Genomic DNA, 15,017 nt, shown 5'->3' with positions numbered 1-15,017 from the left:
GTCGGACACCGTGCAGGTGAGGACGCGACGCAGGACCCGCAGGGCCCGTCGATGACGGGTCCGCTCAAGACACGCAGGAGCACGTGGTGATCGAAGAAATCCTCCTCGAGGCCGAGGAGAAGATGGAGAAGGCCGTTGTCGTCGCGAAAGAGGACTTCGCCGCGATCCGTACCGGCCGTGCGCACCCGGCGATGTTCAACAAGATCGTCGCCGACTACTACGGCGCGCTGACCCCGATCAACCAGCTGGCCTCGTTCTCGGTTCCCGAGCCGCGGATGGCCGTCGTGACGCCGTTCGACAAGACCGCGCTGCGCAACATCGAGCAGGCGATCCGCGACTCCGACCTCGGCGTCAACCCGAGCAACGACGGCAATATCATCCGGGTGACCTTCCCCGAGCTCACCCAGGACCGCCGTAAGGAGTACATCAAGGTCGCCAAGACCAAGGCCGAGGACTCCAAGATCTCGATCCGCTCCATCCGCCGCAAGGCCAAGGAAGCGCTCGACAAGCTCGTCAAGGACAAGGAGTCCGGCGAGGACGAGGTGCGCCGCGCCGAGAAGGAGCTCGACGACACCACCGCGAAGTACGTCGCGCAGGTGGACGAGCTGCTCAAGCACAAGGAAGCCGAGCTGCTCGAAGTCTGATGAACGACTCTTCCTGGGGTGCACCGCAGGGAGCCGGTTACCGGGGCGCCCCCGAGATGGGGGTCGCTCCGGCGGGTCCCGCCTACGATGCGCATGAAGCCCAGCAGACTCGGCCCATGCCCAACGTGCCGGACGATCCCGACGCAGGTAGAGACGCACAGAGCCGCGCCAACCGGGACGGGGACGCCGCGCACGTCGGCGGCCCCCTGTTCCGTGACGAGATGCCGCAGGAGCCCATGTCCACCCCGCTTCCGTCCCCGCCGCAGAAGAAGCGTGCGGGGCGTGATCTGCGCGCCGCCATAGGGGTCGGCGTGGGGCTCGGCGCCGTCATCGTCGCCTCGCTGTTCATCGTGAAGGCCGTCTTCGTCGGCGTGATCGCGCTCGCCGTCGTCGTCGGTCTCTGGGAGCTCACCTCCCGCCTCCAGGAGCAGAAGGGCATCAAGGCGCCGCTGATCCCGCTGGCCGTCGGCGGGGCCGCGATGGTCGTCGCCGGCTACGCACGCGGCGCGGAGGGCGCCTGGGTCGCCATGGCGCTGACCGCCCTGGCGGTGCTGGTCTGGCGGATGACCGAGCCGCCGGACGGCTACCTCAAGGACGTCACGGCCGGCGTCTTCGCCGCGTTCTACGTCCCGTTCCTGGCCACCTTCGTCGCCATGATGCTGACGGCGGACGACGGGCACTGGCGGGTTCTCGTCTTCCTCGTCCTCACGGTCGTCAGCGACACCGGGGCGTACGCGGTCGGCTGGCGCTACGGCACCCACAAGCTCGCCCCGCGCATCAGCCCCGGCAAGACCCGCGAGGGCCTGCTCGGTGCCGTGTCCTTCGCGATGGTCGCCGGCGCGCTGTGCATGGAGTTCCTGATCGACGGCGGCGCCTGGTGGCAGGGTCTGCTGCTCGGTCTCGCGGTCGCCGTCAGCGCCACCCTCGGTGACCTGGGCGAGTCCATGATCAAGCGGGACCTCGGGATCAAGGACATGGGAACCCTGCTCCCCGGCCACGGCGGCATCATGGACCGGCTGGACTCGCTCCTGCCGACCGCGCCGGTGTTCTGGCTGCTGCTGGTGCTGTTCGTCGGCTCCGGCTGAGCGTCCTCATCAGCCCGCGCACCACGTCCCACCTGCACGTTCTACGAGTGAGGGTCCGTCGTCCACAGGGCGGCGGGCCCTCACCCGTCTGTCTGCGACACTGGATGAACCATGCCTAAGCCCGGAGAACTCACTTTCGTCGCGCCCCGCGGAGCCAAGAAGCCGCCGCGGCACCTCGCCGACCTCACGCCCGCCGAGCGCAAGGAAGCGGTCGCCGCGACCGGCGAGAAGCCGTTCCGCGCCCAGCAGCTCTCGCAGCACTACTTCGCGCGGTACGCGCACGACCCGGAGCAGTGGACCAACATCCCCGCCGGGTCCCGGGAGAAGCTCGCCGAGGCGCTGTTCCCCGACCTGATGTCCGTGGTCCGTCACATCAGCTGCGACGACGACACCACCCGTAAGACGCTGTGGAAGCTGCACGACGGGACGCTCGTCGAGTCCGTCCTGATGCGCTACCCCGAGCGCGTCACGATGTGCATCTCCTCCCAGGCCGGCTGCGGGATGAACTGCCCGTTCTGCGCCACCGGGCAGGCCGGGCTCGACCGCAACCTGTCGACCGCCGAGATCGTGCACCAGATCGTCGACGGCATGCGTGCCCTGCGTGACGGGGAGGTGCCCGGCGGTCCGGCCCGGCTCTCCAACATCGTCTTCATGGGCATGGGCGAGCCGCTCGCCAACTACAACCGTGTCGTCGGAGCGATCCGCCGGCTCACCGACCCCGAGCCGGACGGCCTCGGCCTCTCCCAGCGCGGGATCACCGTATCCACGGTCGGGCTCGTCCCGGCGATGCTGCGCTTCTCCGACGAGGGCTTCAAGTGCCGCCTCGCCGTCTCGCTGCACGCCCCGGACGACGAGCTGCGCGACACCCTCGTCCCCGTCAACACCCGGTGGAACGTCCGCGAGGTGCTGGACGCCGCCTGGGAATACGCGGAGAAGTCCGGCCGCCGCATCTCCATCGAGTACGCCCTCATCCGGGACATCAACGACCAGGCCTGGCGCGGCGACCTCCTCGGCCGGCTGCTCAAGGGCAAGCGGGTGCACGTCAACCTGATCCCGCTGAACCCGACGCCCGGCTCGAAGTGGACCGCCTCGCGGCCCGAGGACGAGAAGGCGTTCGTCGAGGCCATCGCGGCCCACGGCGTGCCGGTCACCGTCCGGGACACCCGCGGCCAGGAGATCGACGGGGCCTGCGGGCAGCTGGCGGCCTCCGAGCGCTGAGGCGCCGGTGACCGTGGCCGGCCCGGCCTGAAACCGCCGGTGTAGCCTGGGCGCGAAGTCAACTTCATATTCCGACAGGGGAGCGCCACAGCGCTGAGAGTGCGGCACCAAGGACAGGTTGGCCGCAGACCCTCTGAACCTCGCCCGGGTCATTCCGGGTAGGAAGTTCGGACCTTACTCAAGCTGTTGCGCCCTGCCCGCTTCCGGTACGTCTGTTACGTCTCCGGGGGCGGGCGGGGCCGCGTCTCTTCCTGGTCACCTCCAGGAGGAATCACATGAACACCACCAAGAAGTACGCCTCGACCGCGCTCGCCGCGGCGCTCGGCGTCACCGTCCTCGCGGGCTGCGGCGGCTCCGACGACACCTCGGCCGGATCCGGTGCGTCCAAGGGCAGCGGCTCCAAGACCGTCACCCTGGTCACCCACGACTCCTTCAACGCCTCGGAAGACGTGCTGAAGCAGTTCACCAAGGAGAGCGGCTACACCGTCGAACTCCTCAAGAGCGGCGACGCCGGTGCCGCCCTCAACCAGGAGATCCTGACCAAGGGCTCCCCGCGCGGCGACGTCTTCTTCGGCGTCGACAACACCCTGCTCTCCCGCGCCCTCGACAACGGTCTCTTCACCGCGTACGAGGCCAAGGGCCTGGACCGGGTCGCGAAGGGCACCGAGCAGGACGACGAGCACCGCGTCACGCCCGTCGACACCGGTGACATCTGCGTCAACTACGACGAGAAGTTCTTCGCCGACAAGAAGCTCGCGCCGCCGCAGACCTTCGAGGACCTGCTCAAGCCCGCGTACAAGAACCTCCTCGTCACCGAGAACGCGGCCAACTCCTCGCCCGGCCTCGGCTTCCTTCTCGGCACCATCGCCTCCCAGGGCGAGGACGGCTACCAGGACTACTGGAAGAAGCTCAAGGCCAACGGCGTCAAGGTCGTCGACGGCTGGGAGCAGGCCTACAACGAGGAGTTCTCCGGCTCCGCGGGCGGCAAGAAGGCCAAGGCGGACCGGCCGCTGGTCGTCAGCTACGCCTCCAGCCCGCCCGTCGAGGTCCTCTACGCCGACCCGCAGCCCAAGGAGGCCCCCACCGGCGTCTCCACCGGCACCTGCTTCCGGCAGACCGAGTACGCCGGGCTGCTGAAGGGCGCGAAGAACGAGGCGGGCGGCAAGGCGCTGCTGGACTTCCTGATCAGCAAGTCGTTCCAGGAGGACGTGCCGCTGAACATGTTCGTGAACCCGGTCGTGACGGACGCGAAGCTGCCGGAGATCTTCACCGAGTTCGGTGAGACCGTCGAGAAGCCGGCCACCGTGGCCCCGGAGAAGATCGCCGCCAACCGTGAGCAGTGGGTCCAGGCGTGGCACTCGATCGCCGTGAAGTAGCCGGCTCCGTCGAAGCCGCCGAGCCCGCCGCCGGGCCCCGGTCCGGCGGCGCACGGTCCGGAGGCGGGCGGCGTGGAGCGGCGGTGCGGCTCGGCCTGATGGCCGTGCCGGTCGCGTTCTTCGCCGTCTTCTTCGCCTACCCCGTCTCCGCAATCGTCGGACGCGGGCTGAAGACGGACGGCGTCTGGCAGTTCGGGCGGATCGGCGACGTGCTGTCCCGCCCGGACATCCTCGACGTCCTCTGGTTCACCACCTGGCAGGCCCTCGCCTCCACCGCGCTCACCCTGCTGATCGCCCTGCCCGGCGCGTATGTCTTCGCCCGCTTCGACTTCCCCGGGAAGCAGGTGCTGCGCGCGGTCGTCACCGTGCCGTTCGTGCTGCCCACCGTCGTCGTCGGTACCGCCTTCCTGGCCCTCCTCGGGCGCGGCGGCTTCCTGGACGAGCTGTGGGGCGTACGGCTCGACACCACGGTGTGGGCGATCCTCCTGGCACACGTCTTCTTCAACTACGCGGTGGTCGTCCGGACGGTCGGCGGCCTCTGGTCGCAGCTCGACCCGCGCCAGGAGGAGGCCGCCCGGGTGCTCGGCGCCGGACGGTTCACCGCCTGGCGACGGGTGACGCTGCCCGCGCTCGGCCCGGCGGTGGCCGCAGCGGCGCTGATGGTCTTCCTCTTCACGTTCACCTCGTTCGGTGTCGTGCAGATCCTCGGCGGCCCGTCCTACTCCACCCTGGAGGTGGAGGTCTACCGCCAGACCGCCCAGCTGCTCGACCTGCCGACGGCCGCCGTCCTGACCATGGTCCAGTTCGTGGCGGTCGGCGCGATCCTCGCCCTGCACGCAGTGACCGTACGCCGCCGGGAACGGGCGCTGAAGCTCGTCGACCCCGCACAGACCTCCCGCCGCCCGCACGGCGCCGGGCAGTGGGCGCTGCTCGGCGGGGTGCTGCTCACCGCGCTGCTGCTGATCCTGCTGCCGCTCGGAGTGCTGGTGGAGCGGTCGTTCGACGGACCGGAGGGTTACGGCCTCGGCTACTACGAGGCCCTCCAGTCGGCCGGAGGCAGCGGCTCCACCTTCCTCGTACCGCCGCTGGAGGCGGTCGGCAACTCCCTCCAGTACGCGTTCGTCGCCACCCTCATCGCGCTCGTCGTCGGCGGTCTCGCGGCGGCGGCCCTGACCCGGCGGGCGGGGCGGCTCGTACGCGGCTTCGACGCGCTGCTGATGCTGCCGCTCGGGGTCTCCGCCGTCACCGTCGGCTTCGGCTTCCTCATCACCCTCGACAAGCCGCCGCTCGACCTGCGTACCTCCTGGATCCTGGTCCCGCTCGCCCAGGCGCTGGTGGGCGTCCCCTTCGTCGTACGGACGATGCTCCCCGTACTCCGCGCGGTGGACGACCGGCTGCGCGAGGCGGCCGCCGTGCTGGGTGCCTCCCCGCTGCGGGCCTGGCGCGAGGTCGATCTGCCGCTGGTGCGGCGGGCGGTGCTCGTCGCCGCGGGCTTCGCGTTCGCCGTGTCGCTCGGGGAGTTCGGCGCCACCGTCTTCATCGCCCGGCCCGACAACCCGACCCTGCCGGTCGCGGTCGCCCGGCTGCTGGGCCGGTCCGGGGAGCTCAACTACGGGCAGGCGATGGCCCTCAGCACGATCCTGATGCTCGTGTGCGCGGTGTCGCTGCTGCTCCTCGAACGCATCCGTACCGACCGATCCGGGGAGTTCTGACCACCATGCTGAGCTTGCAGGCAGCCACCGTACGGTTCGGGAAGCGGACGGCCCTCGACGCGGTCGACCTGGAGGTCGCCGACCACAGGATCGTCTGCGTGCTCGGTCCCAGCGGCAGCGGGAAGTCCACCCTGCTCCGGGCCGTCGCCGGGCTCCAGCCCATGGACGGCGGCCGGGTGCTGCTGGCCGGACAGGACCAGAGCGGCGTCCCGGTCCACCGGCGCGGGCTCGGCCTGATGTTCCAGGACCACCAGCTCTTCCCACACCGCGATGTCGGCGCCAACGTCGCCTTCGGGCTGCGGATGCACGGCACCGGGCGGGCGGAGTCCGAGCGCCGGGTCCGTGAACTCCTCGATCTGGTGGGCCTCCCCGGCGCCGAACGCCGCGCGGTCGCCGCCCTCTCCGGCGGGGAGCAGCAGCGCGTCGCCCTGGCCCGCGCCCTCGCCCCGCGCCCCAAGCTCCTGATGCTGGACGAACCCCTCGGCCAGCTCGACCGCAGCCTGCGCGAACGGCTCGTCATCGAACTGCGCACCCTGTTCCAGGAGCTGGGTACGACGGTGCTCGCCGTCACCCACGACCAGGGCGAGGCGTTCGCGCTCGCCGACCGGGTGGTGGTGATGCGGGACGGCCGGATCGCCCAGGAGGGCAGCCCGCTGGACGTGTGGCAGCGCCCCGCCTCCGCGTTCGTCGCCCGTTTCCTAGGCTTCGACAACGTGACCCCGGCGACGGTGACCGGCGAGGCCGCCGCGACCGCCTGGGGCAAGGTGCCGGTGCCGGAGGGCTCCCCCCAGGGCGAGGTCGACCTGCTGGTGCGGCCCGCCGGGGTGCTCATCGGGGCCGAGAAGGACGGGCTGCGCTGCACGGTCGGCGTCCGCACGTTCCGCGGCAACCACGTGACCGTGCGGCTGACCCCCGAGAACGCGCCGGTGCTGGAGGCCGAGTGCGCCCTGCGGGACACCCCGGACGAGGGCGCGGTGGTGGGCGTCCGGTTCGACTCGGCGGAGACGGTGGTGCTGGCGGAGGGCTAGCTCGAGCCTACGGGCAGTCTTCCTCGAACTTCACCGCTGTGAATTCGACCGGCTGCCCGTTCAGAGCGGCCCCGGGGGAGGGCGACTGGGTGCACACCTGCCAGTTGCTCTCCATGAGGACCATCCTGCCCTGCGCCGCGTCGGTGACGGTGACCGACGTGCTGGAGTCGAGTGCCTTACGGGCGACCTTCACCGACTTCCCGACCAGGCTCGGCATCTTCCCGTCCGCCGCTTCAGGGGCCTTGGCGTCGTCGGCCGGGCAGTCCTCCTCCAGCTTCACGGCGCCGAAATCCAGTGTGGTGTCGGTGGGGACGGTCTTGCCGGCCGCCATGTTCTGGGAGCAGACCTTCCAGTTGCGATCGAAGGCCTGTGTGCGGCCTCGCCCGGCACTGTCGTGCGAGGTGAGCGCGTAGAAGCCTTCCTTCTGCGCCGCGTCCTGGGCGGACTGGAGACCCATGCCGACGAAGTTCGGTACCGCCTTCGGCTCGACCGGTTCCTCTTCCGCCTTGGACGGCGTCGTCGCAGGGGTCTCGGTGGCGGGCTGGGTGGCGGCGGGTGCATCCGGCGTCGGTTCTGTGGCGACCGGATTGCAGCCGACGAGGGTCGCTGTGGCGATACATGCGAGCGCGACGCTGAGTGTGCGGGTGTTCAACTCGTCCCCCTGGGATGGTTCGTGCGAGATCGACCGTAGTCAGCCCCACCCGCCCCAGAGAGCCAGATGTTCCGGTGGTGACGGACCTGTGACCAAATGGCGGAGGGAATATGTCCGGCGGCCGGCGATGCGGCGGTGGGGCCGGCCGAGGGTGCGGGCGTGGTAGGCGGCGTCGTCCAGGGCACAGGCCTGGAGTCGGGGATGCGCTACGGGCTCTGGGCGCCCGCCACCACCAGACCCATCTCGTACGCCAGGATCACCGCCTGCGCCCGGTCCCGCAGCCCCATCTTCGCGAAGAGCCGGTTGATGTGGGTCTTCACCGTGTGGTCGGTGATGGTCAGCCGGGCGGCGATGTCCGCGTTGGACAGGCCCTGCGCGATGAGGACGAGCACCTCCGCCTCGCGCGCGGTCAGCCCCTCGACCGAGCGGGCCGGCGGTGCGCTGACCCGCTGCCGGGTGAACTCCGCGATCAGCCGCCCCGTGATCTCGGGCGCCAGCAGTGCGTGCCCGCCGGCCACCACCCTCACCGCGTGCAGCAGTTCGGGGAAGGTCGCGTCCTTGAGCAGGAAGCCGCTGGCCCCCGCCGTCAGGGCTTCGTACACATACTCGTCCAGGCCGAACGTCGTCAGCATCAGCGCCTTCGTCGCCCCGTCCGACGCGGCGACGATCTCGCGGGCGGCGTCGATCCCGCCGAGCTTCGGCATCCGGATGTCCAGCAGGGTTACGTCCGGCCGCAGTTCGGCCGCGACCCGGATCGCCTGCTCGCCGTCCTCCGCCTCGCCGACCACCTCGATGTCCTCCTGGGTGTCCAGCAGCCGGGAGAACGCTGTCCTCACGACCGCCTGGTCGTCGGCGACGATCACGCGGATCACCACGGGAGTTCCGCCTCCACGAGATAGCCGCCGGCCGGGCCTCGGCCGGTGGTGAGCCTGCCGCCCAGCAGAGCGGCCCGTTCGCGCATGCCCACGAGACCGTGACCGGGGCGCCCGGCGGGCTCCGGCGCTGGGGCGGCGGGCGGCCCCGGCCCGTCGTCACCGACCCGGACCCGCAACAGTCCCGGCCGCTGGTCGATCTCGACGACCGCGTGCGCGCCGGGGGCGTGCCGGCGCACATTGGTCAGGGCCTCCTGCACGATCCGGTACGCCGACAGCTCCCAGGACGACGGCACGCCTATCTCCTCACCGGTGACACGGAGTTCGGCTGAGCCGTCCACCGCGCGGTGCTGGTCCAGGAGCTCGCCGAGCGCGGCCAGCGACGGCTGCGGGGCGGTGAGGGCGGGGCCTGCGTCGGTGCCCGTACGCAGTACCCCGAGCAGCCGGCGCAGCTCGGCCATCGATGACCGGGCCGTGCCCGCGATCTCCTGGAAGGCGTCCCGGGCCGGCGGGGAGAGGCCCGGGGTCGTGTACGTGGCGCTCTCGGCCCGCACCGCGATCATCGAGACCGAGTGCGCGATCATGTCGTGCAACTCCCTCGCAATCGCCGCCCGTTCCGCCTGGGCCGCCTGCCGCCGCTCCATCGCCAGCAGCCGGGACTGGGCGGCGGCCCGGGTGCGCCGGGTCTCCTCGCGCGCCCGGACCGCGTCTCCGGCGCTCACCGCACCCATGATCACCACGGTCAGCACCAGCGTCTCCGCGTAGAGCCCGAGGCTGAACCGGTCGGTGCCCTGGAGCACCGGAAGGCCGGGCGAGCCGTCCCGGGCCCAGCGGTCGATGTGCACCAGATTGACCGTCAGCGCGGCGAGTGAACCCGCCGTCACGAGCACCGCCGGATGCTGCACCCGGTGCCGCCCCAGCGTGTAGCAGCCCATCAGCAGACCGGCCACCGTCGCGTACGCCATGTTGCCGTCGGTGGCGAAGCCGAGCAGCGCCGCGCCGACGGTCAGGAGCCCGACAGCGGGGTGGGCGGCCCGCAGGGTCAGCGAGGCCGTGCACACGAGCACGGCGAAGGCCGTGATCGCCGAACCCGGTACGAGGAGCAGCTCCACGGCGGCGAAGAGTGTCAGCGCGCCACCGGTCAGCCCCGCGTACGCGGGCGCCGATGTCCAGCGCCGCAGCCGCTGCCGCGGGGTCCGTTCCGGTGACGGGCGTTCGGCGGCGGTCGCTGCCGCTCCGCTCGCCTCGATGGTGCGTGTCATACGGCGATTCTTCAACGCGGCCCCCGGCGGGCGCATCGGACCACGGGGCCAATTCGCGGGGCCGTGTCATACCGCGGGTTGAGCCGCAGGACCGCACCGTGGTGTGACGACCTGTCAGCGGTCCGTTCCTAGCCTCGGATCCATGGCGACGACTGCTCTTCCCACCCCCCTTGACCAGCAACGAAGGACCCGCTTCGCGCTGCCCGGCGGTCCCGGGTGGTGGACGTTCTGCGCGGCGGCGTCCCTGGCCCTGGCCGTCTTCACCTCGCTCGGCCCGCACCGCGCCTGGGGCGCAGCCGGCGCACTCGGTTACGCGGCTGCCGCCGTCCTCGCCGCACGCGGACGCCCCGCCCGGACCGTGGGCGCAGTCGCCGTCACGGGCGGGGTCGTGCTGCCGCTCGTGGTGCTCCTGGCCGTGGACCGGGCGCAGTTGGAGGTGGAGGTGGTGGCCCGGGCGGCCGCGCTGCTGCTGGCGGACGGCACCCCGTATGCCGCGCACCCCTTGATACCCGAGGACTTCACCCCGTATCTGCCCGGCATGGCGGCCTTCGGGCTCCCGGAAGCGGTGGCCGGTTCCGGGCCGCTCACCGACCCCCGCCTCTGGATGGGCGCGGCCTTCCTCGCCACGTTCGCGTACGCCCTTCCCACGGGGTTCCGGCGCGAGCCGCTGCTGTGGGTCGCCGCGTGCCCGCTGGTCGCCCTGCCGCTCGCGGTCGGCGGGGTGGACCTGCCGGTGGTCGGCCTGATGTGCCTGGGGCTGGCGGAGGCAGGCCGGGGGAGGGGCGGGCGTGCGGGGCTCTGGCTCGGGCTCGCCGCCGCGCTCAAGTGGACGGCATGGGCCGCGCTGCCGGTGGCGCTCGCGCTGCTCGCGGCGGGCTCTGCCGGGTACCGCCGCCGGGCCGGCCTGCGCTGCGCGTTCGTCGCCCTCCTCACCGCCGCCGCACTGGGGCTGCCCGCCGCCTGGCGTGATCCCGGGGCCTTCCACGCCCACGTCATCGCCTTCCCCCTCGGCCTGACCGACGCGGTGTCCTCCGCCGCCAGCCCGCTCCCCGGCCAACTGCTCGCCACCTATGTCCCGGGTGGCCGGACCCTGGCCCTGGGGCTGCTCGGGGCCAGCGCCCTCCTGGCCGCCGTCTCCCTGCTCGTACGCCCTCCGGCCGCGGCCCCGGACGCCGCGCTGCGGCTCGCGGTCGGGCTGCTCCTCGCCATCGCGTTCCTGCCCGCGACCCGGTTCGGGTACCTGGTGCACCCGCTGGTCCTCGCGGCGTGGGCGGCCGTGGTCCGGCAACGCCCCGTCGACGCACCTGTGTTCGTACGCATACAGAAGAAGGCAACGCGATGACCCGCCGCCGCACCCTCGTCGTCACCAACGACTTCCCGCCGCGCCAGGGAGGCATCGAGACCTTCGTCCACGCCATGGCCGGACGCTTTCCCGCCGGTTCCGTCGTCGTGTACACCTCCGCCGAACCGGGGGCGGCCGCCCATGACGCCGCGCTGCCCTACCCGGTGGTCCGTGACCCCGCGCGGATGCTGCTGCCGACCCCGCGGGCCACCGCCCGGGCCGTGGAGCTGGCCCGGCGCCACGGCTGCGACAGCGTGTGGTTCGGGGCCGCCGCGCCGCTCGGGCTGATGGGCGAGAGGCTGCGGCGCGAGGCCGGAATACGGCGGGCCGTCGCCACGACGCACGGGCACGAGGTGTGGTGGGCCCGTACACCGGGGGCCAGGGCGCTGCTCCGGCGGATCGGGGACCGTACCGACGCGGTGACCTACCTCGGCGCCGCCACCCGCGCCCCCATCGCCGCAGCGCTCGGCCCGGCCGCCGCCCGCCGTATGGTGCGGCTCGCGCCGGGGGTGGACCCGGAGGCCTTCCGCGTACGGGCCGGACACCGGGAGATCCGCGAGCGGTACGGGCTGGGCGCGCGGCCGGTGATCCTCTGCGCGGCGCGGCTCGTCCCCCGCAAGGGCCAGGACACCCTGATCCGCGCGCTCCCCGCCGTACGGCGTGCGGTGCCCGGCGTCGTACTCCTGCTGACCGGCGAGGGGCCGTACGCCCGCACCCTGCGCCGGCTCGCCGAGGACACCGGGGTGGCGGACCACGTGGTATTCGCCGGTGGGCAGCCGCACGCCGAGATGCCCGGCCACTACGCCGCCGCCGACGTGTTCGCCATGCCGTGCCGGACCCGCAGGCGGGGCCTGGAGGTGGAGGGGCTCGGGATCGTCTTCCTGGAGGCGGCGGCCGCCGGGCTGCCCGTGCTGGTGGGGGACTCGGGCGGCGCCCCCGACGCTGTACGGGACGGGGAGACGGGTCATGTGGTGGACGGCCGGGACGTGGAGGCCGTCGCGGACCGGCTCGTCGGGCTGCTGCGGGACCGGGAAGCCGCCGCAGCGATGGGGGAGAAGGGGCGGGCCTGGGTCCGCGAGGCGTGGGGGTGGGGCAGTGCGTACGCGACGCTGGAGAGGCTGCTGCGCCCCTGACCGGCGCGACAGGACAGGACGAGGCGGGCCGGGCAAGCTGAAGGCGCACCCCGAAGCACGACCACGAGACGAGGACCCCGACCATGAACGGTGGCACCCGCCAGGGCATCGACCTCACCCGCGTGCTGAACGCCCCGCAGCGGCGGGTCTTCGCGGCCTGGACGTCACCGGAGGACTTCGCCGCCTGGTACGGCGGCGAGGCCGAGGTTCCACTGGACCGGGTGTCGATGGACGTACGGCCGGGCGGGGCATGGAGCCTGGTCATCGTGATGCCGGGCGTCGAGATGCCGTTCCACGGGGTCTACCGCGAGGTGAGCGAGCCCGACGGCCTCGTCCTCACGCTCAAGGACGGCTCAGCGCCGAAGGACACAGAGGGCGAGACCATCACCGTCACCTTCACCGACCTGGGCCACGGAACCACCGAACTGGCCTTCCAGCAGCGCGGCGGCAACCTCACACCGGAGCAGTACGCGGCGGCCGAGGACGGCTGGGAGGCCTTCTTCGACGCGCTGGCCGCCCGCCTCGCCAACCACCCCTGAGCCCCCGCCCGCCTCGCAACCCACCCCTGAGCCCCCCGCCCCTGAGCCCCCCCAAGCGGGGCCTACTTCGCCAGCGGCAGCGCCGCCAGCTCCGCGATCACCCAGGTCAGCGGGGCGAACAGGGCCAGCAGCGCCGCAGCCCGCAGCGCGGTCGCGGCGCGCAGCACGGAAGCGGGGGCGCCCATCCGCAGCAGTGACTCGGCGGTGTGGGCGCGGGCCTGCTTCGCCTCCAGGGCCGAGGTCAGCAGCGTCGCCACCGTGCAGCCGAGGACCACCACCGCACCGAGTGCGGTGAGCGGTCCCCAGGGGCGCTCGTCGCCCCCGTACAGCGCCGACGCGGCGATCACCGCGGCGAACACCGCGCAGACGATCCCGAGCGGGCGGCCGATCCGGCGCGCCTCGTCCATCAGGACACGGCCCGCCAGCAGCCGTGCGGCACCCGGGCGCACCGCCTGGAGCGCCCGCCCGCACAGATACGTCAGACCGGGACCGGCCACGGCCAGGCCTGCCGCCGCCAGCGTCCAGCCGGCCAGCACCGCAACCGGGGTCGACTCGAACCGGCCCGGCAACGGGAACGCGCTCCCGGCCGCGTCCCGGGACGCGTACGCCTCGACCGCCAGCCCCAGGGCCACCAGCGCCACACCCCAGGGGAGGCCGCTCGGCGCCGGGGCGGGCTCCGGCAGTTCCTCGGAGCCGAAGGTGTCCCGCGCCGGGTCGGGCCGCGACCGCAGCGCCACGGCGCTCGCCGTCGCCGACAGCACCGGTACGAGGGAGAGCAGCATCAGCGCCGCCGCCAGCGGCAACGGAGTGCCCGCCCCGAGGAACTCCGCCGCTCCGCCGTCGAACGGCATCCCGGTCAGATCTCCCCGCAGATGCAGGAAGAACAGCAGCGCCACCATCGAGCCGAGCGTGGTGGAGACGGCCGTCGAGACCGCCGCCAGCACCGAGAGTCGCACCGGGCCGAGGCCCACCGAGGAGAGGCCGGGCCGGGGCCGCGTGCTCGGATCCGTACGGGCCACCGCCACGGCGAACATCACGGTGGCGGCGAGCGGGACGAAGCACCACAGCAGCCGCAGCACCGAACCGGCGGACGCGGGATGCGCGGAGGCGTACCCCAGGGAGCACAGGAGGAGGAAGCCGACACCGGCGGAGGCGGCGGCGACGAGCAGCCGCCGGACCAGGACGAGGGGGTGGGTACCGCGGGTCAGACGGAGAGCGAGCACGCCGCGCTGCCCTCCGTATCGGCGGGTACGCCGGGCAGGGCGACGGTGGCGACGCGGCGGCCGTCCAGCAGGGGGACGGTCCGGTCGGCGAGGGCGGCGACCTCGGCGTCATGGGTGGCCAGGACCACCGTGATGCCGTGCGAGCGGGCCGCGGCGGTCAGGGTGCGCAGGAGCTGGGAGCGCTCGGCCCGGTGCAGGGTCGCGGTGGGCTCGTCGGCGAAGAGCACCGTCGGCTGCCCGCACAGGGCCCGGGCGACGGAGACCCGCTGGCGCTCGGCCTGGAGCAGGGCGTGCGGGCGCTTCCTGGCGAGGGCGGCGATGTCCAGGCGCTCCAGCCACTCCGTGGCGGCCTTCTTCGCGGCCCGGTGCGAGGCACCGCGCAGCAGCAGCGGCAGCGCCGCGTTCTCCCAGGTGGTCAGCTCGGGGACGAGCTCCGGATCGGCGCCGATCCAGCCGAACCGTTCCCTCCGCAGCTGCTCGCGCACCCGGGGAGCCATCGTGTGCACGGGGACGCTGTTGAACCAGACCTCGCCCTGCTCGGGCACCAGCCGTCCCGACAGGCAGTGCAGCAGAGTGGTCTTCCCGCTGCCGCGCGGGCCGGTCACGGCCAGGATCTCGGCGTCGCGGACGGAGACGGAGACACCGCCGAGACCGGGCGATCCGTTGTGGGAGTGGTGCAGGGAACGCGCCCAGATCACGTCGTTGTCCGGCGGGGCCACCATGGCGTACACCTCGGTTCGGATGAGTTTTCCCGTTCCCCCGTACGGGGGAACGAGGACGCGGCCGATCGGTCACTGGGCACCGTAGATAGTCGGACCGGTGTGTACGCACAGCACACGGCCCGGACGCTCCCCTTCTCACTCGAAAGGGCGCATCCGGGCCGGGTGGACCGTATGAAATGACCGCTGAATGATGATCATCCAGAGGAGAC

General features: G+C 72.4%; 14 protein-coding genes. 9 read left to right on the top strand and 5 right to left on the bottom strand.

Features of this window, described 5'->3' with window-relative positions:
- Positions 1-86: 86 nt before the first annotated feature.
- The 6 genes from frr (at position 87) to IF17_RS0124115 (ending at position 7,063) form a co-directional block, all read left to right on the top strand.
- On the top strand, positions 87-644 hold the full coding sequence (frr, locus tag IF17_RS0124140) for a ribosome recycling factor (protein WP_018509617.1): 558 nt from the start codon (positions 87-89) through the stop codon (positions 642-644).
- On the top strand, positions 644-1,729 hold the full coding sequence (locus tag IF17_RS0124135) for a phosphatidate cytidylyltransferase (protein ID WP_030569532.1): 1,086 nt from the start codon (positions 644-646) through the stop codon (positions 1,727-1,729). Before frr ends, IF17_RS0124135 begins: the two co-directional genes overlap by 1 nt.
- A 111-nt stretch (positions 1,730-1,840) precedes the next feature.
- Positions 1,841-2,947 (top strand): dual-specificity RNA methyltransferase RlmN, encoded by a 1,107-nt coding sequence (gene rlmN / locus IF17_RS0124130; protein WP_030569530.1) that lies wholly within the window; start codon positions 1,841-1,843, stop codon positions 2,945-2,947.
- A gap of 275 nt (positions 2,948-3,222) precedes the next feature.
- A complete protein-coding gene (locus tag IF17_RS0124125; protein WP_030569527.1) occupies positions 3,223-4,323 on the top strand; it encodes a thiamine ABC transporter substrate-binding protein in 1,101 nt (366 codons plus the stop codon).
- Between the two features lie 98 nt (positions 4,324-4,421).
- The gene (locus IF17_RS0124120) at positions 4,422-6,035 is read left to right on the top strand and encodes an ABC transporter permease (RefSeq protein WP_030569524.1); all 1,614 of its coding nucleotides are present in this window, start codon (positions 4,422-4,424) and stop codon (positions 6,033-6,035) included.
- A 5-nt stretch (positions 6,036-6,040) separates the two neighbouring features.
- On the top strand, positions 6,041-7,063 hold the full coding sequence (locus tag IF17_RS0124115) for an ABC transporter ATP-binding protein (RefSeq protein ID WP_030569521.1): 1,023 nt from the start codon (positions 6,041-6,043) through the stop codon (positions 7,061-7,063).
- Positions 7,064-7,070: 7 nt separating this feature from the next.
- On the opposite strand, the gene IF17_RS0124110 is transcribed toward IF17_RS0124115, so the two are convergent.
- The 3 genes from IF17_RS0124110 to IF17_RS0124100 form a co-directional block, all read right to left on the bottom strand.
- Complete coding sequence (locus IF17_RS0124110) at positions 7,071-7,715, bottom strand: PASTA domain-containing protein (RefSeq protein WP_244890545.1); 645 nt, start codon at positions 7,713-7,715, stop codon at positions 7,071-7,073.
- A gap of 206 nt (positions 7,716-7,921) precedes the next feature.
- Positions 7,922-8,590: a response regulator gene (locus IF17_RS0124105; RefSeq protein ID WP_030569515.1), complete on the bottom strand. Its 669-nt coding sequence runs from the start codon at positions 8,588-8,590 to the stop codon at positions 7,922-7,924.
- Positions 8,584-9,849 carry a sensor histidine kinase gene (locus IF17_RS0124100; protein ID WP_030569512.1) on the bottom strand — a complete coding sequence of 422 codons (1,266 nt, stop codon included), beginning with the start codon at positions 9,847-9,849 and terminating at the stop codon, positions 8,584-8,586. The genes IF17_RS0124105 and IF17_RS0124100 overlap by 7 nt, the downstream gene beginning before the upstream one ends.
- A 142-nt stretch (positions 9,850-9,991) precedes the next feature.
- Here IF17_RS0124100 and IF17_RS0124095 point away from each other — a divergent pair, with 142 nt between their 5' ends.
- The 3 genes from IF17_RS0124095 to IF17_RS0124085 all read left to right on the top strand — a co-directional run bounded on the left by IF17_RS0124095 (position 9,992) and on the right by IF17_RS0124085 (position 12,863).
- A complete protein-coding gene (locus IF17_RS0124095) occupies positions 9,992-11,191 on the top strand; it encodes a glycosyltransferase 87 family protein (RefSeq protein WP_030569509.1) in 1,200 nt (399 codons plus the stop codon).
- Entirely contained in the window at positions 11,188-12,324 is a 1,137-nt protein-coding gene (locus tag IF17_RS0124090; protein WP_030569506.1) for a glycosyltransferase family 4 protein, read from the top strand. Before IF17_RS0124095 ends, IF17_RS0124090 begins: the two co-directional genes overlap by 4 nt.
- Before the next feature lie 83 nt (positions 12,325-12,407).
- Positions 12,408-12,863 (top strand): SRPBCC family protein, encoded by a 456-nt coding sequence (locus tag IF17_RS0124085; RefSeq protein WP_030569503.1) that lies wholly within the window; start codon positions 12,408-12,410, stop codon positions 12,861-12,863.
- A gap of 62 nt (positions 12,864-12,925) precedes the next feature.
- Here IF17_RS0124085 and IF17_RS0124080 read toward each other — a convergent pair whose 3' ends face one another.
- Both IF17_RS0124080 and IF17_RS0124075 read right to left on the bottom strand, forming a co-directional pair.
- Entirely contained in the window at positions 12,926-14,086 is a 1,161-nt protein-coding gene (locus tag IF17_RS0124080) for a hypothetical protein (protein ID WP_030569500.1), read from the bottom strand.
- Positions 14,068-14,808 (bottom strand): ABC transporter ATP-binding protein, encoded by a 741-nt coding sequence (locus IF17_RS0124075; RefSeq protein ID WP_026241009.1) that lies wholly within the window; start codon positions 14,806-14,808, stop codon positions 14,068-14,070. The genes IF17_RS0124080 and IF17_RS0124075 overlap by 19 nt, the downstream gene beginning before the upstream one ends.
- Positions 14,809-15,017 lie beyond the last annotated feature (209 nt).

Source organism: Streptomyces cyaneofuscatus (assembly GCF_000718135.1).
Taxonomy (GTDB): Bacteria; Actinomycetota; Actinomycetes; order Streptomycetales; family Streptomycetaceae; genus Streptomyces; species Streptomyces cyaneofuscatus.
This window is presented reverse-complemented; position numbering and strand designations above follow the sequence as displayed.